Below are 24,227 nucleotides of genomic sequence, written 5' to 3'. Positions count from 1 at the left end.
CGCGTTCCCATCTCGAACACGACCGTTAAGCCTTCCAGCGTCGATGGTACTTGAACCGCAGGGTTCTGGGAGAGTAGAACGTTGCCAAGCAGTTTCCCTTCATGGGTATTTTTTTTGCCGAAGCATCGGCAGGTTTTGGCCCGTTGGTCAAGTGGTTAAGACACCTCCCTTTCACGGAGGTAACAGGGGTTCGAGTCCCCTACGGGTCACCATTAATCTCCGCAAAATATTTGTATGAACGCTTAGCTCAGCTGGGAGAGCACTACCTTGACAGGGTAGGGGTCGGCGGTTCGATCCCGTCAGCGTTCACCATAAAAGTTTTTCAGCATGGAGCTGTGGTGTAGTGGCCTAACATGCCTGCCTGTCACGCAGGAGACCGCGGGTTCGAATCCCGTCAGCTCCGCCATTTTTCTTATGGTAAGTAAATTTACAGTAACACCTAGGCTTTGTAGCTCAGTCGGTAGAGCAGAGGACTGAAAACCATTTTTAAATTGAATAAGCCGTTGTAGCTCAACTGGTAGAGCAACTGACTTGTAATCAGTAGGTTGGGGGTTCAAGTCCTCTCGACGGCACCATTTTTCCTAATGTGGCGGTCGTGGCGAAGGGGTTAACGCACCGGTTTGTGGATCCGGCATTCGCGGGTTCAAGTCCCGTCGTCCGCCCATTAATTTACAGTGAAGTCAGCCTCAAGGCTAGCAACTTCATTACTTGCCTGTTTTACTGCATGCGCGTATGGCGGAATTGGCAGACGCACTAGACTTAGGATCTAGCGGGCGACCGTGGGGGTTCAAGTCCCTCTACGCGCATTATTTGCCGGCATGGCGGAATGGCAGACGCGCTCGACTCAAAATCGAGTCCGAAAGGGTGGAGGTTCGAGTCCTCTTGCCGGTATCAAAAGCAGCACAAAAAAAGCCTTACACTGTAAGGCTTTTTTTGTTGTTCATAAGCTACTCGATGCTTTTCTGTGCTAATTGCTGAATGACTTGATCAACTTTCGCAATATGCTGAGACATTCTCTCTGCAGCAAGCTGCTCATCCTGAGCGGCGATTGCATCAACAATATCGCGATGTTCCTGTAGCAGTTGTTCAGCCGAAGCACGCTCAGCAAAAAACCACAGACGGCGCGAAGCCTTCATGCTCTGTTGTAGGCGCTCCGTTAAGGATTCCATCATCCCAATGAATAGTGTATTCTGTGAAGCCTTAGCAATCTCCAAATGAAAGCGAATGTCTGCATGTTCGCTTTTTTCTTCATTTCCAAGTGAAGATTCCATATCATGAAGGATTTCTTTAAGCGCGGTCAAATGCTGCTCAGTACGGCGGCTAGCCGCAAAGGTGGCACAGCCAGCCTCGATGAATCTGCGCACTTCCTGGACTTCCTGCAGTGTCTCGCTGTGGTCAAAGAGCGTATTCGACTCTGTCGGCAGTGTTGTAGCAACATAGGTGCCTCCGCCATGTCGAATATCGACCCAACCCATAGCTTTAAGCCCGCTGAGGGCCTCTCTGATCGTAGATCGCCCGACTTGAAAGCTTGCCGCAAGATCTACCACGGTCGGCAGCTTGGAACCAGGAGCATAAGTTCCTCCCTCAATTTGAGATTTAATATGTTGAAGCACGATTTCCGAGCCTTTTTGTGGTCGAATTTGCTGAAAAACCATGAGTATCCCCCTGAAAATGCAGATAAAGTTCTATACATCTATTACATCATAAGCTAAAATAGAAGAAAAGTCATCTGATCACATGATCAATTAAACGTGAATCAAGAAATTTGGAGAAATGTAGCATACTATGTATGCGTTCAAAGGGAGGATTCTTCATGCTCGACAATCAAGTTAGACAACAATTGCAAGCTATTGTAGGCGAAGCCTTTTATAAAGATGATATGGAATCATTAGTAACCCATTCTTATGACGGGACGCCGATGCTTCAGTCATTACCTGATGGCGTAATTTATCCGAAGGATACTGCGCAGGTTTCAGCGATTATGAAGGTTCTGAATGAGCATCGTATTCCACTGGTCAGTAGAGGCTCAGGTACGAATTTGTGCGGAGGTACGGTTCCTGTACAAGGCGGGATCGTCATGGTCATGCACCGCATGAATGCGATTCTAGATATCGATCTACAGAATCTGACAGCCACCGTGCAACCAGGGATTATTACGAAGCAATTCATTGAGCATATCGAGAGTTTGGGTTTATTTTATCCACCAGATCCAAGTTCAATGGCGATTTCCACGATTGGCGGCAATATTGCGGAGTGTTCAGGCGGCCTTCGCGGTTTGAAATATGGCACGACCAAAGACTATGTAATCGGACTTGAATGTGTCCTTGCATCAGGTGAAATTCTTCGCACAGGCGGCAAGCTGATGAAGGATGTGGCAGGCTATGATTTGACGAAGCTGTTAGTCGGCTCTGAGGGTACACTTGCCGTAATCACAGAAGCCACGCTTAAACTCATCCCACCTCCGAAGGCGAAGAAAACGATGCTTGCGATGTACAAAGACTTATACGGCGCAGCGCGTACCGTTTCCAAAATCATCGAAAACCGTATCATTCCAGCAACCCTGGAATTTATGGATAATCCAACGATTCGCGTTGTAGATGATTTTGCAAAGTTGGGACTGCCGCTGGATATGGCTGCTATTTTGCTCATTGAACAGGATGGCGAGCCAGAGATGGTTGAACGTGACATTGCTCTAATCTCAGAGATTTGCAGGGAAGAGCAGGCAGATGAGGTCAGTATTGCGAGCACACAAGAGGAAGCGCTGAAGCTTCTAACAGCAAGACGCAGCGCATTTACCGCTCTTGCTCGCTTACGTCCGACGACGATTCTTGAGGATGCTACTGTACCTCGCTCCAAGATCGCGGAAATGGTTCTGGAAATCAATCGAATAGCAACGAAGCATGATGTTCAAATTTGCACCTTCGGTCATGCTGGGGACGGCAATTTACATCCTACGGCAACAACAGACGCAAGAGATCATGATGAGGTTCATCGTGTGGAAGCGGCATTCGAAGAGATTTTTGAAGCCGCGATTCGGTTAGGTGGAACAATTACAGGTGAACACGGAGTTGGGTTAGTGAAAGCGCCATTCCTGGAATGGAAAGTGGGAACCAGCGGAATCGCCATGATGAAAGGGATTAAGGATGCGTTCGATCCAAACCATATTTTGAATCCAGGCAAAATGTTTGCCAAAGAATCCAGACGCAGGGTGGTGATTGATCGTGTCTAAGGGCCAAGGAGCAACACTTCAAGAAACGTTAATGCAGAAACTGGACTACGACCAATTAACCAATTGCATGCGTTGTGGGTTCTGCTTGCCAGCTTGTCCGACATTTAAAGAAACAGGAATCGAGGCAGAGTCTCCGCGAGGGAGAATTTCACTGATGAAAGCGGCCGTGGATGGCCTCATGGAACCAGGAATACGTTTTGAAGATCAGATGAACCACTGCTTAGGTTGTCGCGCATGTGAGCCTGCCTGCCCAGCGGATGTGAAATATGGTCAATTAATTGAGCAGGCACGCGATGCCATTGAAGTGCATACGACCCAGCATAGATGGTGGGTAAAGGGTGTGCGCAAGCTCGTATTCAAAGAGCTATTCCCATCCCAACAGAGGATGCAACTGCTCGGGACAGGGCTTCATTTTTATAAAATGTCAGGTATCCAAAAGCTAGTTAGAAAAACTGGTGTAGTCGGTCTATTCTCGAAGCATATGGCTTCCATGGAGAAAATACTTCCGAACGCTTCAGGCAAAGGGATTGTTGAACGGTTAGGCACCTTTATTCCGGCAAAAGGTAAGAAGCTGGGTACAGTGGGGATGTTCCGCGGGTGTTTGATGGATGTGTTATTCACTGAAACGAATATGAGTACGGTGAAGCTATTGACCGAAGCTGGTTTCGATGTCGTCATTCCTGAATCGCAGAACTGCTGCGGGGCTCTTCATGCACATAGTGGTGAAACGGATCAAGCGAAGCAATTGGCCAAAAGTAACATTCGCGCTTTCCAAGAGGCTGGAGTCGATTACATTGTTTCAAATGCAGGAGGCTGTGGTGCCATCCTTGTGGAGTACGATCATCTGCTTCATGATGAGGAAGAGTGGAAAGAAGATTCAACTTGGTTTGCGAAGCGCGTAAAGGATATAAGCTCGATTTTGGTAGAGAAAGGTCGACCTCTTCGTTTTGTTGATCCCCTATCTCCCCATGGTCCAACGCGTGTAACGTACCAGGAGTCCTGCCATCTTCGCAATGTGATGAAGGGCAGCCAACCAACGAAGCAATTGCTGCAAAGGGTTAGTAACACTGCCTATATCGAAATGAAGGATTCAGGCTCATGCTGTGGTTCCGCGGGTATATATAACATGACCCAGCCTGACATGGCGAATCAAATACTGGAACATAAGATGGAAAATGTGAATGCGACAACTGCGTCTTACGTAGTCACAAGTAATCCAGGATGTTTACTTCAGATGAAGTTAGGTATTGATAAACATGGACAAACCGGTCACATGGAAGCCGTTCATATTGCGGACTTCCTCTATGATCGATTAGAAAAGCAATCTTAGAATGAACGGAAGGTTTTCCGAGCTGCCGCGGGTGTAATGCCAAGCACTCTTTTGAACATCGCATGAAAATGGGGTAAGCTCTCAAAGCCGCACATACCTGCGATTATACTCACACTTGCATCACTTTCCTGTAATAATTGCTTAGCCCGGATGATGCGCTTGGTTATGAGGTAAGTGCTGATGTTCATTCCAATCAACTGCTTGAATACCCTGCTGAAATGGGCTGGCGTAACGGAAGCCTGCTTGGAGAGCGTTTGGAGTCCGATATCTGCACAGAAATGCTGATCAATATAGAGTATGATTTCTCGCATCCAATTAGGGCCTACTTGAGTATCAACAGTCAGTGAGTTAGAGTCGGCATCAGCCTCGATATTTCGTTGAATGTACAGGAGTAATTGAAGCAATTGCAGGATGATGGCTTGCCGGTGACCTAGACTAGGATGCTTAAACTCATACTGTATGCTCTCCAGGAAATGATCAACTTGTTGACTCTGCGGTAATCGAGTTTCCAATTTATAATTCCGACTTGTCGCTGCTTGCTCAAAGCTATGCAAATAGGAGAAGTCATCACCAAATTGTGGTGCCTGGATCATACTTGGGGAAAAGTAAATCGCAGTGGACGTCACTGGCGACTCTTTATCTGGTGTTGCCCGATGAATCGTATTGCCTGGAATAAGAAAGAGATCGCCTTGTTTCATCTCATAAAAGGTGTGATCGATAAAGAAAGTGCCAGTTCCTCGATACACATATACAATTTCATACCAGTCATGAAAATGATCAGGAAGCTCGCTTAGCGAGCTTTTTGTGTTTTTATAGGCGATAGACATGGGGAAAGCTTCATGATTATCGAAAATTTTGCGAATAGGATCCACGATGACCACTCTTTTCTTCTGCAAAGTAGTTTAATAATATCAAAAAACCGTATAGTTATGCTAGATATCCATATTTCATATCGAAAAAATAATGATAAAATGAAAGAAAGCGATATCATATGAAGTGTGAATGATAAGAAACGATAAGGAGAATCCCTATGCGCATCGATGCACATCAGCATTATTGGAAGATCGACCGAGGGGACTACGGATGGATTACACCAGCGCTCCCTGTGTTGAATCGTGATTACTTACCAAATGATTTGGTGCCACATCTCCAGAAATTCAACCTAGATAAGTCCATTGTGGTTCAAGCTGCACCAACACTAGAAGAAACCGAATATTTACTTGCTTTAAGTGAAGTTACGGATTCGATTGCCGGTGTGGTGGGCTGGCTTGATTTGGACGATCCAGAATATCTTAGTCATTATAAAAAAAGCAGTCAGCATCCGAACTATGTAGGATTTCGAGTCATGATTCAGGAGATGCCAGATGAGCGTGTAATTCTTCAACCACATTTTGTGGACGCCTTGCGATATTTCGCTTCGGAAGATGTCCCTGTTGATTTGCTTGTCCTCGCTCATCAATTAGAAGCCGTCATGGAGCTATTGGAATTGGTGCCAGGTTTGCGTGCGGTCATTGATCATATTGCGAAACCGTCGATTGCCGAAGGTGTAATTGAACCTTGGAAAAGCCAGATGTCGTCGATTGCGAAGCACGCCAATTTATATTGTAAGGTTTCAGGTATGGTGACTGAAGCTGACCATTCGACTTGGAAGCCGGAAGATTTTACGGTATATGTCCAGCATATTTTAGAGGTTTTCGGAACGGAGCGTGTGATGTTCGGAAGTGATTGGCCAGTCTGTCTGCTCGCGGCTAATTATGAGGACGTTGTCAGTGTCGTGAATCAATCCTTGCCAGATAGCTGGTCGGAAAACGATAAAGCTCGCTTATTCGGTCTAAATGCAAAGGAGTTCTATAAATTATGAAATATCGCAAATTAGGCAGAACTGGCCTCGATGTCTCAGTCTTGAGCTTCGGAGCATCATCGCTTGGATCTGTATTTCGTGTAACCAATGAGGATGAAAGCATCCGAACGGTTCACACCGCGGTAGATATGGGCATTAATTTAATCGATGTGTCACCGTATTATGGATTAACCAAAGCCGAGACAGTGCTAGGTAAAGCCATCGTGCAGCTGGAGCGAGATCGCTTTATTTTAACAACCAAGGCTGGAAGATATGGTGAGGCGGAGTTCGATTTCTCCAAAGAGCGGATTATTCGAAGTGTGGATGAGAGCTTAAAGCGGCTCCAAACGGACTATATTGATATTTTATACCTGCATGATATTGAATTTGCTCCATTTCAAGAGGTTCTCGAAGGGGCCTTCCCAGCGTTGGATGAATTGAAGCAGTCCGGTAAAATCCGTTATTTCGGAGTATCTGGGTTACCGATGTCTGTATTTGAAAAGGCGTTGGCGCACAAGGAATTGGACTCTGTTTTGTCTTACTGTCACTATGCGCTAAATGATACATCTTTGCTGGATATTGTACCCCTTCTTGAGCAGCATGGTGTGGGATTAGTCAATGCTTCACCACTTGCGATGGGCTTGCTAAGCACAAGACCGGCAGCGGACTGGCATCCAGCTTCTGTTGATATTCAGCAATTATGTAAGCAGGCCGCTGAGCATTGTGCGAGGAAAGGAACTGACATTGCGAAGCTTGCTGTGCAATATGCGACGGCGAATGAGCGGATTCCTACAACGTTGGTCAGTACAGCCAATCCGGATAATATCCGCAAAAACATTCAATGGACGGTTGAGCCTATGGACACGGAGCTCTTGCAAGAGGTGTTAGCGATACTTGCGCCCATTCATAATCGCTCATGGATTAGTGGGAGACCTGAATATAACGAAAATACGGTTGTGTAAGAATGTGTGGAGGAGGGTAAACATGAAAGCGATCGTCTGTGAACAAATCGAGCAATTGAAGTATACCGAGGTAGAGGAACCAATCGTGGGTAAGGGAGAAGCGCTTGTTCGCATTCAGCGAATAGGCATATGCGGGACGGATTTGCATGCGTTTAAAGGGAATCAGCCTTTCTTTAGCTATCCACGTGTTCTGGGTCATGAGCTGGCAGGATATGTGGAGGAGCTTGGGGATGGCGTTACGGATGTGGCGATTGGTGATCTCGTTAGCGTCGTTCCCTACATGCATTGTGGGAAATGTATAGCTTGCCGTAATGGCAAGACAAATTGCTGTACAGATATGAAAGTGCTGGGGGTACATATCGACGGGGGGATGGTAGAGCGTATATCTCTGCCTGTGAGTCATTTGATAAAAGCAGTTGGTCTTACGCTTGATCAAGCTGCGATGCTAGAGCCGCTAAGTATCGGGGCGCACGCGGTGAGGAGATCAGAGCTTCATGCGGGGGAAACAGCGTTAGTCATCGGATCAGGTCCGATTGGGCTTGGAGTTATGAAAATGGCGAAGCAACTAGGGGCTAATGTCATTGCCATGGATATTAATGAGGAGCGACTTGCGTTTTGTAAGGAATGGGCAGGCGTTGACTATACTGTGAATGCGCTCCAACTACCGAAGGAAAAGATAGCCGAGCTAACGAATGGGGAATTTCCGACCGTTGTTTTTGACGCAACCGGGAATGCCAGATCGATGACGGACGCTTTCAGTCTTATAGCTCATGGCGGCAAGCTTGTCTATGTCGGACTCGTGAAGGCCGATATTGCCTTTCATGATCCTGATTTCCACAAGAGGGAGCTGACGTTAATGGGGAGCCGTAATGCGACGATGGAGGATTTTGATACGGTACGAAGCGCGTTAATGACTGGAAGCATCGACATTGAGCGCTATATCACACACCGTGTCTCCTTCGAGGAAATGGTGGATCATTTCGAAAGTTGGCTGAAGCCAGAGTCGAAGGTGATTAAGGCGATGGTTAGTTTGTAAAAGGTGGACACACTCAGCGGAAGCTGAGTGTGTTTTTTCGGTTTGCGGGTCCCGAAAGCCCTACTTCCCTCTCGTCCACTTTTACTCCGACTAACTCGCCTGCCCCGGATTCTCCAACTCCGCAACAAATGCAGCAGCTGCCTTCGATAGCGGCATGTTCTTCAATGTGATAATCCCTATTTTGGTTGAGGGGATTGGCACCTCGAGATTGACCTCAAATAAGCTGCCTTCTGCTAATTCCCTGGCTACGAATTCCTTCGTAACGAAAGAAACGCCAAAGCCAATCTTGGCAAATTCAATCAGCAAATCCACACTGCCAAGCTCGATCTCCGGTTCCAGCAGCAAGCCATTATCACTGAACAAACGGGTGACGAATTTCCTGGAAGAGCTATTACTCGAAAATAAGATAATGGGATAGGCAAGTAACTTCTCCAACGAAACATTGTCCTCTGACAATTCGCGGTATTTTGGTCCCGTTACGAAGCAGTCCTGAATAGTGATACCCTCACGTACTTGAAGCTGGTCATCATGGATAGGTGTTCTCACAATACCGATGTCGATTTTGCCTTCTTTTAAATTTTTTACAATTTCGGGTGTCGTCCCATGCACTAGATTAATCTGGATGTGCGGATATTGCACGTGAAATGATTCCAAGAAGGGAAGCAAATAATGCTTGCACAAGGAATCACTGCCGCCGATTTTGATCTCTCCGCTAGAGAAGTTTCGCAGCTCGTTGAGCTTTTCCTCCGCAAGGGAAATGAAGTTGTAAGCTTGTTCAATATAGGAGTAGAGGATGGCGCCTTCTTTGGTTAGATCAACGCCTTTAGATGTACGAGCAAACAAAGGAAGACCTAGGCTTTCCTCCAATAATTTGATGGAGTGTGAGACACTGGGCTGAGTGATATACAGCTCTTTTGCTGCTTTGGACAGACTTCCGGATTTCGCTGTTAAATAAAATACTTTATACAACTCGAAATTTACCATATAGACACCTTCTATAACGAGTATCGAAACTATCAATTATTTGAATGTGATATCTCCTCTTATAATAAAGAGATAAGGCAACAAAAACAACCATATAGATGGAGGCGTATCTCATTGAATGGAACAACGGTTGGAATTGAAGAATTAAGTATTAATGCGATTAGAACGCTTACAATTGATGCTGTTGAAAAGGCAGCTATGGGTCACCCTGGTATGCCGATGGGGGCAGCGCCGATGGCATATGCGCTCTGGACACGTCATTTGAAACACAATCCAGTTAGCCCGAAATGGGCGGATCGTGATCGTTTCGTTTTGTCAGCAGGGCACGGATCTATGCTGCTTTACAGCTTGCTTCACTTAAGCGGCTATGGCGTCACGATGGACGATATCAAGGAATTCCGTCAATGGGGAAGCCGTACACCAGGCCATCCGGAGTATGGTCATACGGTTGGTGTAGAAGCAACGACAGGACCGCTTGGTCAAGGCGTAGCGATGGCTGTGGGTATGGCGATGGCTGAAGCACATCAAGCATCCGTATATAATAAACCGAATTTCCCAGTTGTTGATCATTTCACTTATGCGATTTGTGGTGACGGCGACTTGATGGAAGGTGTTTCCTCTGAAGCAGCTTCCCTAGCTGGTCATCTCCAATTAGGCAAACTTGTTGTCCTCTACGATTCCAATGATATTTCTCTCGACGGTGACTTGAACATGTCGTTCTCCGAGAACGTCAAGATGCGCTTCGAGTCCTACGGCTGGCAATACCTCCGCGTGGAAGAGCAGAACAACGTCGACGCCATCTCTGCGGCGATCGCAGAGGGCAAGGCCGATCTCAATCGTCCGACGCTGATTGAGATCAAAACAACCATCGGCTTCGGCTCGCCGAACAAAGCCGGTAAGGGCGGCCACGGCGGCACGCACGGCTCGCCGCTGGGCAAAGACGAGCTGCTTCTGACGAAGCAGGCTCTGGGTTGGCCCCTTGAGCCGGACTTCTACGTCCCTGCTGAGGTTTACACCCACTTCGCCCACCACCAGCAGGTGGGGGCTGATACAGAAGCAGCCTGGGAGCAGCTGTGGAAGGGCTACCAAGCTGCCTACCCTGAGCTCGCGAAGCAATTCGAGCTCGCGAACAGCGGCGAACTTCCGGCGGATTGGAACGCCGATGTGCCGCGCTACACCCCAGAAAGCGGCGCGATTTCGACGCGCACCGCATCTGGCAAAGTGATTAACGGCTTGGCGAAGCGGGTACCGCATCTAGTAGGCGGATCTGCCGACCTAGCGAGCTCCAACTTCACTATGATCGGCGATGCTGCGGCATTCAGCGCAGCGGATTACAGCGGACGCAACTTCTGGTTCGGCGTCCGGGAATTCGCTATGGGCGCAGCACTGAACGGCATGCTGCTTCACGGCGGACTGCGTGCTTTCGGCGGTACGTTCCTCGTGTTCAGCGATTACTTGCGCGGTGCGATTCGCCTATCCGCATTGATGAAGATCCCTGTTGCGTACGTATTCACGCATGACAGTATCGCTGTCGGCGAAGATGGTCCGACGCATCAGCCGATTGAACAGATCCCTTCCCTGCGGATGATTCCGGATCTGACGTTGTTCCGTCCTGCGGACGCGAACGAGACAGCAGCTGCTTGGGAGTACGTGCTTCAAGCGAAGGAAGGCCCATTCGTATTCGCGTTATCGCGTCAAAACTTACCGGTGCTTCCAGGTACGGATTCACTTGCTTTTGAACATATTCACCAAGGGGCTTATGTCCTATCTGATGTTGCTCATGGTGAAACACCTGATCTCCAACTCATTGCGACTGGCTCAGAAGTGAGCTTAGCACTTGACGTGAAGAAACAGTTGGCGCAAGATGGAATAGGAGCTCGTGTTATTTCCATGCCAAGCCGTGAATTGTTCGAGGCGCAGCCAGAAGAGGTACGGAATGCCATTGTTTTGCCTCAAGTGCGTAAGAATGTTGTGATGGAAATGGCTTATCCGGCTGGATGGGAAGAAATTACGGGACAAGAAGGCTTCGTTGTCGGCATCCGCAAATTCGGAGCATCAGCGAAAGCAGATCGCGTCATTCGTGAATATGGCTTTACCGCAGAAGCAATCGTTGGGCAAATCAGACAGAAGTATTTCCAATAAGCACCCATAGCGGGAGAAAAGGTAGGGATACAGAGATGAAATTGTTTATCGACACAGCCAATGTTGAAGAAATTCGTAAAGCGCACGCGTTAGGTGTAGTTGCGGGTGTAACTACTAACCCTTCATTGATTGCTAAAGAAGGAAGAGACTTTTTTGAAACTGTGAAAGAAATTATCTCTATCGTTGGTGATGTTCCGATCAGTGCTGAGGTTGTTTCCTTGAAAGCTGAAGAAATGGTTGAGCAAGGCAAGAAGCTCGCGGCATTAAGTCCAAATGTTGTTATTAAATTGCCAATGACATTGGATGGTCTGCAAGCGACAAGCGTGTTCAGATCACTTGGTATCCCAACGAATGTAACGTTGATTTTTAGCTCAACACAAGCATTATTAGCTGCTCGTGCGGGTGCAACGTATGTATCTCCGTTTATCGGGCGTTTGGATGATATCAACCAAGTTGGTATGAACTTAATCAAAGAAATCAGCCAGATTTTCCAAGTACACGGTATCAAATCCGAAATTATTTCTGCGAGTGTACGCCACTCTGCACATGTCATTGAAGCAGCGCTTGCAGGATCACATATTGCGACAGTCCCTTATAAAGTGATAGAATCAATGAGTAAACACCCGCTGACAGATGCGGGCATTGAGAAGTTCCTTGCTGATTGGGAAGGCGCTAATCAAGAGAAGTTCTAAACAAGTCATGACTCGCCCTAAGGGGCGGGTCTTTTTACCACAATAGAAAGTATAAGTTTTCGAATCCCGAAAACATCTTTCTATTTGGCGATAAAATCTTCCTCTAAACGCGGTCGCTCATCCTTGAATGGCCCCGATAGAGGTTTTCTCACAAAGGAGCCAATAGCGATGATTATCAGCGATGTGTTGCATTTTGAGCAAGAACGGCATTTATGGCCAGCGGCTGTAGCCCGTGGTATCGACTACATTTTGAATCGGAATTTGGGAGAGTTAGAGGTAGGGCGATATGATCTGGAGGGCGATAATGGCCACTTGATGTATGCCAATGTACAAGAATCCGTAACGCGTCCAAGAGAAGAACAAATGCCAGAGTCGCACGTTGTCTACACGGATATTCAGTTTCTGGTCAGTGGGGAAGAGCGCTTATGCTTCTACAAGCTGACTGATGAGGCTATCATTGTAGATAACAAGTTTGAGACACACGATATTGCCTTCTACGAATCCGAGCATTCTCTTCCTGAAACGGATATTTTGCTCAAACCTGGTATGTTTGCCGTATGCTTCCCATCCGATATTCATCGGCCTAATTGCCTTATTACGGAATCAACAACGAATAAGAAGATTGTGATCAAAATCCATAAGGATCTGTTACATCTTTAATAAAAAAAGTCTGCTTAAGCCAATGATTTTGGCTAGCAGACTTTTTTGTATAGATGTTGTTTTTAGGTTTTACTAGCCATCATTCTGGCCTGCTTCCATTTCCCAAAGCGGTAATAGAGCAGATTCATAGTCGCTGCAACACTGAAGCTGACAGGAAAACTCCACCAAATCACATCAAAGCCGTACTTGTGCGATAGCACAGTGGCAAGTGGGATGCGAACAAGAAGCAGAGCGATGAATGCGACGATAAGTGGAAACACCACAGATCCCGCTGATCGAACGACACCAGCAACGACATTGAAGACGCCGAAAATGATGAAGGACCAAAGCGTAATATTGTTAATATGAACGCCAATATCAATCGCTTTTCCTTCAGGCGGCAAGAAGAATGAGACGACTTCTCGATTGAACAGATGCAATACGGCTACGATTAGTCCGGTCATCAAGATATTAACGCCTACCCCAGTCCAAGTGATTCGGTTAACGCGATCCCATCTCCCGGCACCAATATTTTGAGCGGCCATCGAGGTTACAGCTCCACCAATGGCCATAGCGGGCATTTGGACGTAACTTGATATTTGCATCGCCACTCCGAAAGCCGCAGTTGATTCGGAGCCATAGGCATTTACGAGATGAACCAGCATCAGATTACTTAGAGAAACCACGACCATATTTAAGCCCATGGGCAGCCCTTTTTGAATCAGAGTACGAATAATCGTCCAATTGATTCGAAGCAAGGGAAGATCCTCTTTGGTAATACGAAGAAAATATTTCTTCTTATACAAGTAGACAATGAGAAGCACGAAGCTCACCAGTTGGGCGATAAAAGTCGCTACGGCGGAACCGGCAATACCCATTTTCGGGAATGGCCCTATCCCTTGAATGAGCAAAGGATTGAGTGCAACATCGAGGACGGCTGATAAAAGCAAGAAGTAGAACGGGGTTTTCGCATCTCCCGAGCCACGCAAAATCGCCATGATTAAATTATAGCCGAACATGAACGGAACACCTGCGAACATAATTCGCGTATAGGTTACGGCAAACTCTTTGACATCAGGCGGAGTATTCATCCAATCTAGAATCGTGGAGGAGAAGATCCATCCCAATAAGGCGACGATTATGGATAAAACAAGGAAGAAGACTGTGCTTGTTCCGACTACTTTTTTGGCCTCTTGAACTTTCTGGGCACCAAGATTCTGACCGATAAGAATGACGGCAGCCATGGCAATCCCGAAGATGGAGCTAATTAAGAAAAACATGATAATATTCGCATTCGATGTTGCTGCAAGGGCGACTTCGCCTAAATATTTCCCGATCCAAATCGTATTGATCGATCCGTTCAATGACTGTAGAACGTTGCCTAATAGGATAGGCAGTGAAAATAAAATTAATGTCTTTGTAATCGGCCCCTCCGTTAGCGAGGGGCGAGCTTTGGGAGATGATGATGACTCTGACATAATTTCCTCCGTAAATTCATCTGTTCGATAGGATTCGTTTTCTCACTACTATATCAGTTTCAAGCTTTTATCTGAAATTTTACAGAGTGATGTGTCTAATGTCGGATCCAACGATCGAATATGAACGGGCCGAATGGAATAAATGCCGCAATGAAAGCTGCGAGTACCCTACCAATGTGCCAGCGATGAAAAATTGTGACCCATGCAATCGATAGCAAATAGAGTGTGAATAGAAATCCATGAGCAACACCTACGACAAAAACAGCTTGTGGCAGATCGAACGCGTATTTAAGTGGCATGGCGATACCTAGTAGAATAAGAAATGATGAACCCTCCGCCCACCCAATATAGCGCAATGCTTGTAAAGAACGTTGTAACACAGTAAGCAACTCCTTCTATGAATGTAAGTAAATTCATCCTAAGCTATAAATATGAATGCAGTATGAACAAGTGATGTCAATTGGACACAAACTAGTTTTTTTAGTACGATAGGCAATAGAACGTATTCATATTTTCATAGACTCATTTGAGTGTTATATAGAGCTTAGGGGGAATGCAGATGCTGCGACTTGGGGAGAGAATTATTTTCATTGCTGATCGTTTAGAACAGAATTTGCCTATAGGCGGATATGGTTATTTAATTGCGTATGACCGAAATAATGATAACATTTTCGACTATGTCGTGCGTGTCCCTAAGGAAAACAAGCATTATTATGTGACTGCATCCGACATCGAGCTTGAAGAAGTGCTTCTTCAGCAAGAGGCGGAACAAGTTGAGAAAGAAGCTCTAATCGATTATGCGCTCGCAACGAACAACGAAGCGTTGTTCCGGAAGATCATGGGCGGCGAGACTGCCACTGAACCAGAGCAAGAAAGGGACAAGGAAGTACAGTCCCGTGAAGAATTTATCAAACAAATCGGGTTGAAAGCCTGGATTTAATATAGGATGCGACGGTGGACATACGCCGTCGTTTTTTTATATGTTGGGATTTGTGTGACCCCAGCAATTCCCAATCCTTATTCTGGATTGAGTTCGCAAATTATCTGGGATATAATGAAAAGAATGACTAAATGCTGATACAAGGGGTGCAGAATACATGAGCATAACGAAGAAAGATGTCGATCATGTCGCTAAGCTGGCTAGACTCGATCTCAATGATACCGAAAAAGATCTATTTACAGATCAGCTTAATGCTATTTTAAAATATGCCGAGCAGCTCAATCAATTAAATACCGATGGTGTTGTACCAACTAGCCATGCAATGCCATTAGTCAATGTGATGCGTGAAGATGTTGCAAAACCGTCTTTACCTATTGAAAAAGTTATGCTGAACGCACCAGATCATGAGGATGGGCAGTTCAAGGTTCCTGCTGTTTTAGAATAAGTTAGAGATGAAAGGGAGTGCCTGTCGTTGTCTTTGTTTGAATTAAACCTACAAGAAATCCACGCGAAGCTGCAAAGCAAGGAACTGAAAGTTTCAGATCTCGTGGATCAATCCTATACAAGAATTGGGCAAGTGGAGGGCAAAGTTCGCGCTTTCCTTACTTTAGATGAAGAGAATGCACGTCAAATGGCTGCTAAGTTGGACGAGCAGCTTTTAAGCAATGCTACTCGCAGTGATATATTCGGTTTGCCAATCGGCATCAAGGATAACATGGTAACCGAAGGTTTGAAAACGACCTGCGCCAGCAAATTCTTATCCAATCATATTCCGATTTATGATGCGACCGTTGTGAGCAAGCTCAAGGAAGCACAAGCGGTTACCATCGGCAAGCTCAACATGGATGAGTTTGCGATGGGCGGATCCAACGAGAACTCCGCGTTCCACCCGACCCATAATCCGTGGAACACGGATTATGTGCCAGGCGGCTCCAGCGGTGGCTCCGCAGCAGCAGTTGCTGCAGGCGAAGTGTACTTCGCGCTGGGTTCTGACACCGGTGGCTCGATTCGCCAACCGGCTGCTTACTGCGGCATCGTCGGTCTGAAGCCGACGTACGGTCTCGTGTCCCGATATGGCTTGGTCGCATTCGCGTCCTCCCTTGACCAGATCGGGCCGCTTACGAAGAACGTAGAAGACGCTGCCTACGCGATGCAAGCCATCGCAGGTTACGACCCGAAGGATTCCACTTCTGCGAATGTGGAGATCCCGAACTACCTCAGCGCATTGACAGGTGACGTCAAGGGACTGCGCATTGGTGTACCTAAAGAGTACATGGGTAACGGGATCGACCCAGCGGTTAAAGCGAAAGTACTTGAAGCGCTCAAAGTGCTTGAAGGTCTTGGAGCTGTATGGGAAGAAGTAACGCTTCCACATTCTGAATATGCCGTTGCAACTTACTACTTGTTGGCGTCTTCTGAGGCATCCTCCAACTTGGCACGTTTTGACGGCATCCGTTATGGTGTTCGTTCAGATAACGCACGCAATCTGTTAGATCTCTACAATCTATCCCGCAGCGAAGGCTTTGGTCCTGAAGTTAAACGTCGGATCATGCTAGGTACTTACGCGTTAAGCTCAGGCTATTATGATGCGTACTACTTGAAGGCTCAACAAGTTCGCACATTGATCAAGCAAGATTTTGATCAAGTTTTCAACAACTATGACATCATCATCGGGCCAACGGCTCCAACCACAGCGTTCCGAATCGGTGAGCAAAGCAGCGATCCGTTAACGATGTATTTGAATGATATCATGACCATCCCGGTCAGCTTGGCAGGTATTCCTGCAATTAGCGTACCATGCGGATTCGTGAATGAACTTCCAGTTGGCTTGCAAATTATCGGCAAAGCATTGGATGAAGCTACCGTGTTGCGAGTAGCCCACGCTTTCGAACAGCACACAGACCACCACAAGCAGCGCCCGCAATTGTAAGTTAATAGTTCAAGAGTAACGAAGGAGGCATTCACTTTGTCGGCAACAGATATCCAATTTGAAACCGTAGTCGGTCTTGAAGTTCACGTAGAACTTCATACCGCTTCTAAAATATTTTGTGGTTGTGCAACCTCATTCGGAGCACCTCCGAATACGAATACATGTCCAGTATGCTTAGGTCATCCTGGTGTTCTACCTGTTCTTAACCGCCAGGCGGTTGAATATGCGATGAAAGCGGCAATGGCTCTTAATTGCACAATCGCAACAGACAGTAAATTTGATCGTAAAAATTACTTTTACCCAGATTCACCTGATGCTTATCAAACTTCGCAATACGATAAACCGATCGGCGAGCATGGGTGGGTTGATATCGAAGTTGGTGGAGTTACCAAACGCATCGGTGTCACGCGTGTCCACCTGGAAGAAGATGCAGGCAAGCTGACGCATATTGATGGCGGTTATGCTTCCCTCGTTGACCTTAACCGTGCAGGAACACCGTTGATCGAAATCGTATCCGAACCTGATCTGCGATCTCCAGAGGAAGCGCGTGCTTATTTGGAGAAGATCAGAGCTATTATGATTTATTGTGATGTTTCTGATGTGAAAATGGAGGAAGGCTCACTTCGTTGCGACGCTAACATTTCTATTCGCCCATTCGGGCAAGAGAAATTCGGCACACGTGCCGAGCTTAAGAACATGAACTCCTTCCGTGGGGTACAGCGTGGACTTGAGTATGAAGAATATCGCCAAGCGGAGATTCTTAGAAGCGGGGAAGAAGTCATTCAAGAAACTCGCCGTTGGGATGAAACGCAAGGCAAAACTCTCGCAATGCGCGGCAAAGAAGATGCGCACGATTATCGCTATTTCCCAGATCCGGATCTGGTTAGCCTTTACATTGATGATGCTTGGAAAGCAAGTGTTCAAGCTTCGATTCCTGAGTTGCCAGACGCTCGTAAAGCGAGATACAGCAGTGAATACGGCTTGCCTAGCTATGATGCAGCTGTCATCACAGCTTCTATGCAGATGGCTGACTTCTTTGAAGAGAGCTTGAAGTATACCCAAGATGCCAAAGCTGTTTCGAACTGGATCATGGGTGACTTGCTAGGTTATTTGAATGCTAACTCCCTTGAATTTACCGATGCCAAAGTAACAGGCAAAGGGCTAGGCGAAATGATTGGTTTAATCGAGAAAGGCACGATTTCTAATAAGATTGCTAAGACTGTGTTTAAAGAAATGATTGAAACCGGTAAAGAGCCGCAGAAGATTGTTGAAGAGCATGGTCTTGTGCAAATCAGTGACGAAGGTGCTATCAAAGCAGTTGTTGAGCAAGTTGTTGAGAACAGCCCTCAATCTGTTGCAGATTTCAAAGCTGGCAAGGAAAAAGCTGTAGGCTTCCTTGTTGGCCAAGTCATGAAAGAAACTAAAGGCAAGGCGAATCCAGGACTCGTCAATAAATTAATTGTGGAGTGTCTGAACAGCAAATGATAAGTTAAAAGTGGTGATCCTCTTAGTAGGGCACCACTTTTTTCAATTCCCCATATAGGAGTGATACCACTGTCTATTCAGCAACTAGTTCTACAAACGAATGACGAAATCTTACCCCTGCTTGCGCTTCAAATCGCTTCCTATCGTGTGGAAGCTGAACTGATCGGTTTTGATGATATCCCTCCTCTAAAGGATGGCATTCAGTCAATTCGCGAAGCGAAGGAAATTTTCTATGGTTTCTTTGTTGATGATCATGAGGGACGCTCACTCGCAGGAGCGATTTCATTTGAACGTGAAGGTTGTATTGTAACGATATGTCGTATGATGGTTCATCCTAATTTTTTTCGTAGGGGGATTGCTAGCTCCCTCTTACAGCATATAATGAAAGAACAAGAGCTTGCAGGAGTTGCTCGCTTTATCGTATCCACAGGAACTGCGAATCTACCGGCAATACGTCTCTATGAGGGGTATGGTTTTATCCGGAAACGCGTCTTTACTGTTCCTCCTGGGGTTAGTTTGACAACTTTCGAGCGACCTGCTACAGGTCATTAGCGTCAAATCTGAGTATCCAATCGGCTGCTACTACTAAAGTCTTCGATTTGAAATAAAAAGGGAGCGTTTACAAAATGGAGAATCCTTGGGTAATTGACCAGCTACATATTACAATTAGACTCGTATTAGCACTTTTTCTTGGTGGGTTGATTGGATTTGAAAGAGAGATTAGCGCTCATGCAGCAGGGCTCCGTACGCACATATTGGTATGTGTTGGCTCAGCGCTTGTGATGCTGCTTTCCATGTACGGCTTTAGCGCGTTTGTAAATGAAGTTAATGTGCGTATTGATCCATCTCGTTTAGCGGCTCAGGTCATCAGTGGAATTGGGTTTCTAGGTGCGGGGACGATCATGTTCAATGGAAGATCGATCACGGGACTTACGACAGCAGCATCGCTATGGGTCGTTGCGGGAATTGGTCTTGCGATCGGAGCGGGTTTTTATTATCCGGCTGTCTTAGTTTGCTTCATGGTTTTAATCTCTTTATGGATTCTAAATAAAGTAGAGCATAAGTATTTCAATGGGAAAAAAGTGCGCATTTTAAGAATACAAGCGACTGATCAGCCCGGTACCTTAGGGTTAATTACAACGATTCTAGGTAAACGTAAGATAGATATTAAGCAAATTAAACTAGAAGAATCAGATGATAGCAGTAAGGCTAATCATGTTCAAATTACCTTTCATGTTACAATACCGAAGCCATCTATTATTGGAGCATTGCTTGAGGAAACCAATCAAATTCAAGGGGTCACTGGAGTGGCCATCGAAAATAGTAAAAATTGAAGGCTAGGTCAGCTTTGAACAATTGGACGGATGTATAACCATCATTGACAAAAGTCGAAGAACAGACGTACAATATAATGTAAGGTTTTAATGACTAATTCAGGTGGTGAGTACCATGGCAGCACATTTAGAACAGGCTTTAACAAAGTTGAAAACAACAGGTGTTCGGATGACGCCCCAGCGGTATGCGATTCTTTCCTTTTTGCTGGATTCCATGACTCATCCGACAGCGGATGATATTTACAAATCGTTAGAATCGAAATTTCCTAACATGAGCGTTGCGACTGTTTACAATAATCTTAAAGTATTTATCGAATCGGGACTTGTTCGGGAATTAACTTATGGGGACAGCTCGAGTCGGTTTGATGCGGATATGACAGATCATTATCATGCGGTTTGTGAGGTATGTGGGAAGATTTCTGATTTTGAATACCCTCCACTGTCAGACATCGAAACAACAGCTGCATTGCATACAGGGTTCCAAGTTGGCGGTTATCGATTGGAAGTTTATGGCGTGTGTCCGGATTGTACGGTTACTACCAAGCATTAACTATACGCAGAATTCCTACTTATGTGCTTTCCTGTTGTATAATGAAACGTGTCCTGCTCTTCATATGTGAAGAGTTGACACGTTTTTTCTCTTTTATCTATCACCAATTGTTCATAAGGAAGTGAAGTGTTGAAATCATCCAAAAAAGTAATCCTGATTAGCGCATTGTGTGTAGGGATGTTCGCGGCCGGCGCGGGAACATTTCTTGTCCAACAACTGGCACCGAATCGAACACATGTTGAACCGGAATTCCATGAACTGACGAAGCCGATTTTTTATGAAGGCAATTACTATAAATCGAGTGCAATTGGAGAGAAGGAAGGTTTGAAGCTTCCGCTTGATTTCGTTCAGAAATGGATTGATCCGACGATCATATATGAAAAAAGCAGTGATTCCGTCATCATAACTACTAAAGATAAAGTAATGCGAATGAAGACGACAGAGCTCTCAGCACTCATGAATGAGAAGCCTATTTCACTATCCTTTCCCGTCGAGAAGAAAGAAGGTACCATTTACCTGCCTGTTGAACCTCTGAAGCAGTTATATGCATTTGAAATACGGGAATCAGCAAAATCAGGAGCACTCCTGCTCTTCAAACAAGGTGAAGTTATCAAGTGGGGGAAGCATACAGGGAAGAAAGAAGCTCAATTACGAACGGAAGCTTCAATCAAAGCACCGATTATTGCGACGATTGCTCTGAACGAACAGGTCATGATTACGAATACGGAAGAAGATTGGTACAAAGTGCAGCTAGAGAGCGGACCGATTGGCTTCGTTCGTAAGAGCGATATCACGGTGGATCACGAGGAGACGATTCCGCTTCAAGAGCAGTTATCCTCCTATGTGCCATGGAAGCCTATGACTGGGAAATTAAATATGACCTGGGAACATGTCATTTCTAAGAATCCTGACACATCTAAGATCGGTGAGATGCCTGGTTTACAAGTGATAAGTCCAACTTGGTTCTCTGTCGCAGATAGTGAGGGGCGCATTAGTAATTTAGCGGATGCTTCTTATGTCAAGTGGGCGCACGACCACAACTACCAAGTATGGGCGTTGTTTAGTAATGGCTTCGATGCAGATCGCACGAATAAAGTACTAGCTAGCTATGATCTACGTATGAAAATGATTAAACAATTGCTTGGCTTTGCTCAAACTTACAAACTCCAGGGTATCAATATCGATTTTGAAAACGTGTATCTTAAAGATAAGGAGAACCTCGTCCAATTTGTACGAGAAATGACTCCTTTTATGCATGAGCAAGGTTTGTCAGTTTCCATCGATGTAACTCCCAAATCAACCAATGAAATGTGGTCTATGTTCTATGATCGCCCAGCATTAGCAGAGGTAGTCGATTATATGATGTTGATGGCCTATGACGAGTATTGGGCCACGAGTCCGAAGTCTGGATCGGTATCTTCCTTACCTTGGGTGGAGAGGTCCGTTACAACGCTTCTGACGACGGATAAAATACCGCCATCTAAGCTTGTCCTCGGAGTGCCATTCTATACGCGGCAGTGGACGGAAGAAACAAAGAATGGTAAATTAACCGCAACATCCAAAACGTTAACCATGGAAGCTGCGCAAACGATCATCAAAGAGAAGAAACTGACCCCTACATTTTTAGCGGATACAGGTCAAAATTACGTGGAATATAAAGACGGCAGTAAGCTAATTCGTATCTGGCTCGAGGATGAAGTCTCAATTAAAGCTAGGCTAGCTTTGGTTGAGAAATATAATCTGGCAGGCGTGGCTTCTTGGAGAAGAGGTTTTGAGAAGCCTGTAATTTGGGATGTAATGAAGGATGCTTTACCTAAAGTTCAACCTTGATTTGAACCGCACTTATCTTAAAATGAAAAGAAAGCCGAACCCAGTGAAGGGGCTCGGCTTTCTTTGTTTTTTAGTGTGGCTTGTGCTCATGTTCTCGACTTGGCTCATAGTGAGCCGTTTGAGTAGCCGCCGTTTCATTGTCACCAACTGGCTCATATTGTGGATCAATCGTTAGAATCGTTTTACAAAACATGCAACGATCTGTTTTACCCAGCATTTTTGTCCTTCTACCGCATTCTGGACAATCGATGACAGTTGCTGATGTTGAAAGCATGCCAGCCCAGAAATAAATCCCCATACTCACCAATACACTGATCATTCCAATAATCATGAAGATGACGGCAATCACTCGACCTGCTTGTCCCCAATCGAAAACGACGCCAGCGAGTCCTATAATCATAAGCAGCATCCCACCCATGGTCATGACCAATCCCCATAAGCGGAATTCATTAACTTTACTTGATCTAAATCGCACTTTGTTTTCCTCCCCAATCCGTATAGCACATGTTTTGTATGATTTGTCACAGAAATCAGCAGGAAACCCGTTCACCCTTGTAGAAATAAGTAAGAAACAATTGGAGACAGGAGCTTTGGACACCCATGGGAATTAATAAGGAGCAGTTATTGCTTAAGTTCCGGAATGACCCTAGAATCATTAGCGTCATGGCGGTAGACAATCCTAAGCAACTTCCCTCACTTACAGATGGTTTTGATACGCTGTTTTTAATAGTAACGAACGACCTGAGACTGAACAATCATACGACTAATTATATAAGAGACGATTCAAGGATACAAGAAAGATGGACGGATCCTACTTCAATTGAACAATGGATTCGGCATGGTGTTAATCGCAATATTCTTCACTGGCTGTTAAAAGGGGAGATACTTCTGGATCAGAACACTTATTTAGAAGGCCTGCGCCATCGAATACTTGAGTTTCCTGGAGATTTGCGTGAGCATAAGCTACTAATTGAATTTTCACATTTTCTCCGAAAATATTTGCAAAGTAAGGAATACATTCTTGATGATCATATCTTAGATGCCTATAACAACATTCTCGAAGCGCTTCATCACTGGGCACGGATTGTCATTGTGGAAGATGGCTATCACCCTGAAATCACAGTTTGGAGACAGATTCGAGCGATTAATCCTGGAGTTTATAAGCTTTATGAAGAGCTAACAATGAGTAAAGAGACATTGAAGCAACGGGTTCAACTTGTGCTACTTGCTTGTGAATTTTCTGTTATGTCCAAAATGGAGCGTTGCTGTGAGGCATTTATTCAAATCCTCAGGGACAGCGAGCATCCGCTAAGCTCAGATGAACTCCAACAACACACGCAGTTAATTGAAATCAAGTCAGAGCTTCCTCTATTGCTCAATAAACTAGTCAAAAAAGGTTTAATCAAAGAAGTTGCTGTGATCATTGATGAGCATACATCGGAAATCGAGCTGAGATATACAAGTGTATAATGCATAAAACCTTTAAGAATCAGTTGTTTTACTGGTTCTTTTTTTATTCTTATTTAATTGCTTGACTTTGATTGTGATTCTATGATAAATTAACTCTCGCCGCTAAAAACGGTAACGCATTTGAAGCCAACGAGTTATAGGGTGTAAGCGAAGTTTGAAAAAAAGAAAAATAAAAAAGCTTGCATTGAGTGGTTCGAATGTGATATATTATAAAAGTCGCCGCTAAATGGATGGCGAATGAAAACGAAATAAATTGATCTTTGAAAACTGAACAACGAGTGAGTAAGCACAGTCGAGTAATCGACTATAAAAGAGATTGCAAAATCTCGCTAGCTTCAAATGAGCAATTAAGCTTT

Annotated in this window: 23 protein-coding genes, 7 tRNA genes and 1 rRNA gene; 25 read left to right on the top strand and 6 right to left on the bottom strand. The window is 45.4% G+C overall.

What is annotated here, in order from left to right; all coding sequences use genetic code 11:
• The 8 genes from rrf to ASG89_RS27130 all read left to right on the top strand — a co-directional run.
• Positions 1-90: ribosomal RNA gene (rrf, locus tag ASG89_RS27165) — 5S ribosomal RNA — on the top strand; the annotation flags it as partial.
• Between the two features lie 47 nt (positions 91-137).
• A tRNA-Glu gene (locus tag ASG89_RS27160) sits at positions 138-212 on the top strand.
• A 24-nt stretch (positions 213-236) separates the two neighbouring features.
• Positions 237-312: transfer RNA gene (locus ASG89_RS27155), tRNA-Val, on the top strand.
• 17 nt (positions 313-329) lie between these two features.
• Positions 330-406, top strand: a tRNA-Asp gene (locus tag ASG89_RS27150).
• 93 nt (positions 407-499) lie between these two features.
• A tRNA-Thr gene (locus ASG89_RS27145) sits at positions 500-575 on the top strand.
• A gap of 14 nt (positions 576-589) precedes the next feature.
• Positions 590-662, top strand: a tRNA-His gene (locus ASG89_RS27140).
• 64 nt (positions 663-726) lie between these two features.
• Positions 727-806: transfer RNA gene (locus tag ASG89_RS27135), tRNA-Leu, on the top strand.
• A gap of 6 nt (positions 807-812) precedes the next feature.
• Positions 813-891: transfer RNA gene (locus ASG89_RS27130), tRNA-Leu, on the top strand.
• Between the two features lie 56 nt (positions 892-947).
• Here the strand turns inward: ASG89_RS27130 and ASG89_RS27125 are convergent.
• A complete protein-coding gene (locus ASG89_RS27125; RefSeq protein WP_057314252.1) occupies positions 948-1,655 on the bottom strand; it encodes a FadR/GntR family transcriptional regulator in 708 nt (235 codons plus the stop codon).
• A gap of 158 nt (positions 1,656-1,813) precedes the next feature.
• On the opposite strand from ASG89_RS27125, the gene ASG89_RS27120 reads away from it, so the two are divergent.
• Both ASG89_RS27120 and ASG89_RS27115 read left to right on the top strand, forming a co-directional pair.
• The gene (locus tag ASG89_RS27120; RefSeq protein WP_057314251.1) at positions 1,814-3,229 is read left to right on the top strand and encodes an FAD-linked oxidase C-terminal domain-containing protein; all 1,416 of its coding nucleotides are present in this window, start codon (positions 1,814-1,816) and stop codon (positions 3,227-3,229) included.
• A 31-nt stretch (positions 3,230-3,260) separates the two neighbouring features.
• On the top strand, positions 3,261-4,559 hold the full coding sequence (locus tag ASG89_RS27115) for a (Fe-S)-binding protein (RefSeq protein ID WP_057314258.1): 1,299 nt from the start codon (positions 3,261-3,263) through the stop codon (positions 4,557-4,559).
• Here the strand turns inward: ASG89_RS27115 and ASG89_RS27110 are convergent.
• The gene (locus ASG89_RS27110; RefSeq protein WP_157276830.1) at positions 4,556-5,455 is read right to left on the bottom strand and encodes an AraC family transcriptional regulator; all 900 of its coding nucleotides are present in this window, start codon (positions 5,453-5,455) and stop codon (positions 4,556-4,558) included. The two genes, ASG89_RS27115 and ASG89_RS27110, sit on opposite strands and share 4 nt — an antisense overlap.
• A gap of 134 nt (positions 5,456-5,589) precedes the next feature.
• Between ASG89_RS27110 and ASG89_RS27105 the strand changes: the two genes are divergently transcribed.
• The 3 genes from ASG89_RS27105 to ASG89_RS27095 are packed head-to-tail and all read left to right on the top strand — an operon-like array spanning position 5,590 to position 8,397.
• Complete coding sequence (locus ASG89_RS27105; protein WP_200963565.1) at positions 5,590-6,420, top strand: amidohydrolase family protein; 831 nt, start codon at positions 5,590-5,592, stop codon at positions 6,418-6,420.
• The gene (locus ASG89_RS27100; RefSeq protein WP_057314245.1) at positions 6,417-7,361 is read left to right on the top strand and encodes an aldo/keto reductase; all 945 of its coding nucleotides are present in this window, start codon (positions 6,417-6,419) and stop codon (positions 7,359-7,361) included. Before ASG89_RS27105 ends, ASG89_RS27100 begins: the two co-directional genes overlap by 4 nt.
• A gap of 22 nt (positions 7,362-7,383) precedes the next feature.
• Complete coding sequence (locus tag ASG89_RS27095; RefSeq protein WP_057314243.1) at positions 7,384-8,397, top strand: zinc-binding alcohol dehydrogenase family protein; 1,014 nt, start codon at positions 7,384-7,386, stop codon at positions 8,395-8,397.
• A gap of 90 nt (positions 8,398-8,487) precedes the next feature.
• Here the strand turns inward: ASG89_RS27095 and ASG89_RS27090 are convergent, their stop codons facing one another.
• Positions 8,488-9,381, bottom strand: coding sequence for a LysR family transcriptional regulator (locus ASG89_RS27090; RefSeq protein ID WP_057314241.1), 894 nt, complete (start codon positions 9,379-9,381; stop codon positions 8,488-8,490).
• A gap of 114 nt (positions 9,382-9,495) precedes the next feature.
• Here ASG89_RS27090 and tkt point away from each other — a divergent pair, with 114 nt between their 5' ends.
• The 3 genes from tkt (at position 9,496) to ASG89_RS27075 (ending at position 12,875) form a co-directional block, all read left to right on the top strand.
• Entirely contained in the window at positions 9,496-11,523 is a 2,028-nt protein-coding gene (gene tkt / locus ASG89_RS27085; protein ID WP_057314238.1) for a transketolase, read from the top strand.
• A gap of 35 nt (positions 11,524-11,558) precedes the next feature.
• Complete coding sequence (gene fsa / locus ASG89_RS27080) at positions 11,559-12,215, top strand: fructose-6-phosphate aldolase (protein ID WP_057314236.1); 657 nt, start codon at positions 11,559-11,561, stop codon at positions 12,213-12,215.
• Positions 12,216-12,383: 168 nt separating this feature from the next.
• A complete protein-coding gene (locus tag ASG89_RS27075) occupies positions 12,384-12,875 on the top strand; it encodes a YhcH/YjgK/YiaL family protein (RefSeq protein WP_057314234.1) in 492 nt (163 codons plus the stop codon).
• 62 nt (positions 12,876-12,937) lie between these two features.
• Here the strand turns inward: ASG89_RS27075 and ASG89_RS27070 are convergent, their stop codons facing one another.
• Both ASG89_RS27070 and ASG89_RS27065 read right to left on the bottom strand, forming a co-directional pair.
• Complete coding sequence (locus tag ASG89_RS27070) at positions 12,938-14,332, bottom strand: MATE family efflux transporter (protein ID WP_057314232.1); 1,395 nt, start codon at positions 14,330-14,332, stop codon at positions 12,938-12,940.
• A 95-nt stretch (positions 14,333-14,427) separates the two neighbouring features.
• Positions 14,428-14,712, bottom strand: a complete 285-nt coding sequence (locus ASG89_RS27065) for a DUF3817 domain-containing protein (protein ID WP_057314230.1) — start codon at positions 14,710-14,712, stop codon at positions 14,428-14,430.
• A 179-nt stretch (positions 14,713-14,891) separates the two neighbouring features.
• Between ASG89_RS27065 and ASG89_RS27060 the strand changes: the two genes are divergently transcribed.
• The 8 genes from ASG89_RS27060 to ASG89_RS27025 all read left to right on the top strand — a co-directional run bounded on the left by ASG89_RS27060 (position 14,892) and on the right by ASG89_RS27025 (position 22,401).
• Positions 14,892-15,272 (top strand): hypothetical protein, encoded by a 381-nt coding sequence (locus ASG89_RS27060; RefSeq protein ID WP_057314227.1) that lies wholly within the window; start codon positions 14,892-14,894, stop codon positions 15,270-15,272.
• 157 nt (positions 15,273-15,429) lie between these two features.
• Positions 15,430-15,717: an Asp-tRNA(Asn)/Glu-tRNA(Gln) amidotransferase subunit GatC gene (gene gatC, locus ASG89_RS27055; RefSeq protein WP_057314225.1), complete on the top strand. Its 288-nt coding sequence runs from the start codon at positions 15,430-15,432 to the stop codon at positions 15,715-15,717.
• 27 nt (positions 15,718-15,744) lie between these two features.
• Complete coding sequence (gene gatA, locus ASG89_RS27050; RefSeq protein WP_057314222.1) at positions 15,745-17,202, top strand: Asp-tRNA(Asn)/Glu-tRNA(Gln) amidotransferase subunit GatA; 1,458 nt, start codon at positions 15,745-15,747, stop codon at positions 17,200-17,202.
• Between the two features lie 36 nt (positions 17,203-17,238).
• Positions 17,239-18,687 carry an Asp-tRNA(Asn)/Glu-tRNA(Gln) amidotransferase subunit GatB gene (gene gatB, locus ASG89_RS27045; RefSeq protein WP_057314220.1) on the top strand — a complete coding sequence of 483 codons (1,449 nt, stop codon included), beginning with the start codon at positions 17,239-17,241 and terminating at the stop codon, positions 18,685-18,687.
• 60 nt (positions 18,688-18,747) lie between these two features.
• The gene (locus tag ASG89_RS27040) at positions 18,748-19,239 is read left to right on the top strand and encodes a GNAT family N-acetyltransferase (protein WP_235549953.1); all 492 of its coding nucleotides are present in this window, start codon (positions 18,748-18,750) and stop codon (positions 19,237-19,239) included.
• A gap of 74 nt (positions 19,240-19,313) precedes the next feature.
• Positions 19,314-20,021: an MgtC/SapB family protein gene (locus tag ASG89_RS27035; protein ID WP_057314217.1), complete on the top strand. Its 708-nt coding sequence runs from the start codon at positions 19,314-19,316 to the stop codon at positions 20,019-20,021.
• Between the two features lie 115 nt (positions 20,022-20,136).
• Positions 20,137-20,571 (top strand): peroxide-responsive transcriptional repressor PerR, encoded by a 435-nt coding sequence (gene perR / locus ASG89_RS27030; protein WP_057314215.1) that lies wholly within the window; start codon positions 20,137-20,139, stop codon positions 20,569-20,571.
• A gap of 129 nt (positions 20,572-20,700) precedes the next feature.
• Positions 20,701-22,401 (top strand): glycosyl hydrolase family 18 protein, encoded by a 1,701-nt coding sequence (locus tag ASG89_RS27025; RefSeq protein ID WP_235549952.1) that lies wholly within the window; start codon positions 20,701-20,703, stop codon positions 22,399-22,401.
• Between the two features lie 70 nt (positions 22,402-22,471).
• Here ASG89_RS27025 and ASG89_RS27020 read toward each other — a convergent pair whose 3' ends face one another.
• Entirely contained in the window at positions 22,472-22,876 is a 405-nt protein-coding gene (locus tag ASG89_RS27020) for a YgzB family protein (RefSeq protein WP_082593640.1), read from the bottom strand.
• A gap of 125 nt (positions 22,877-23,001) precedes the next feature.
• Here ASG89_RS27020 and ASG89_RS27015 point away from each other — a divergent pair, with 125 nt between their 5' ends.
• Positions 23,002-23,871 (top strand): nucleotidyltransferase-like protein, encoded by an 870-nt coding sequence (locus ASG89_RS27015; protein ID WP_057314212.1) that lies wholly within the window; start codon positions 23,002-23,004, stop codon positions 23,869-23,871.
• Positions 23,872-24,227: the final 356 nt, after the last annotated feature.

Origin of the sequence: Paenibacillus sp. Soil766 (genome assembly GCF_001428105.1) — a bacterium.
Classification (GTDB): Bacteria; Bacillota; Bacilli; order Paenibacillales; family NBRC-103111; genus Paenibacillus_E.
Note: the sequence above shows the minus strand (reverse complement) of the source record. Positions and strands in the feature narration are given on the sequence as shown.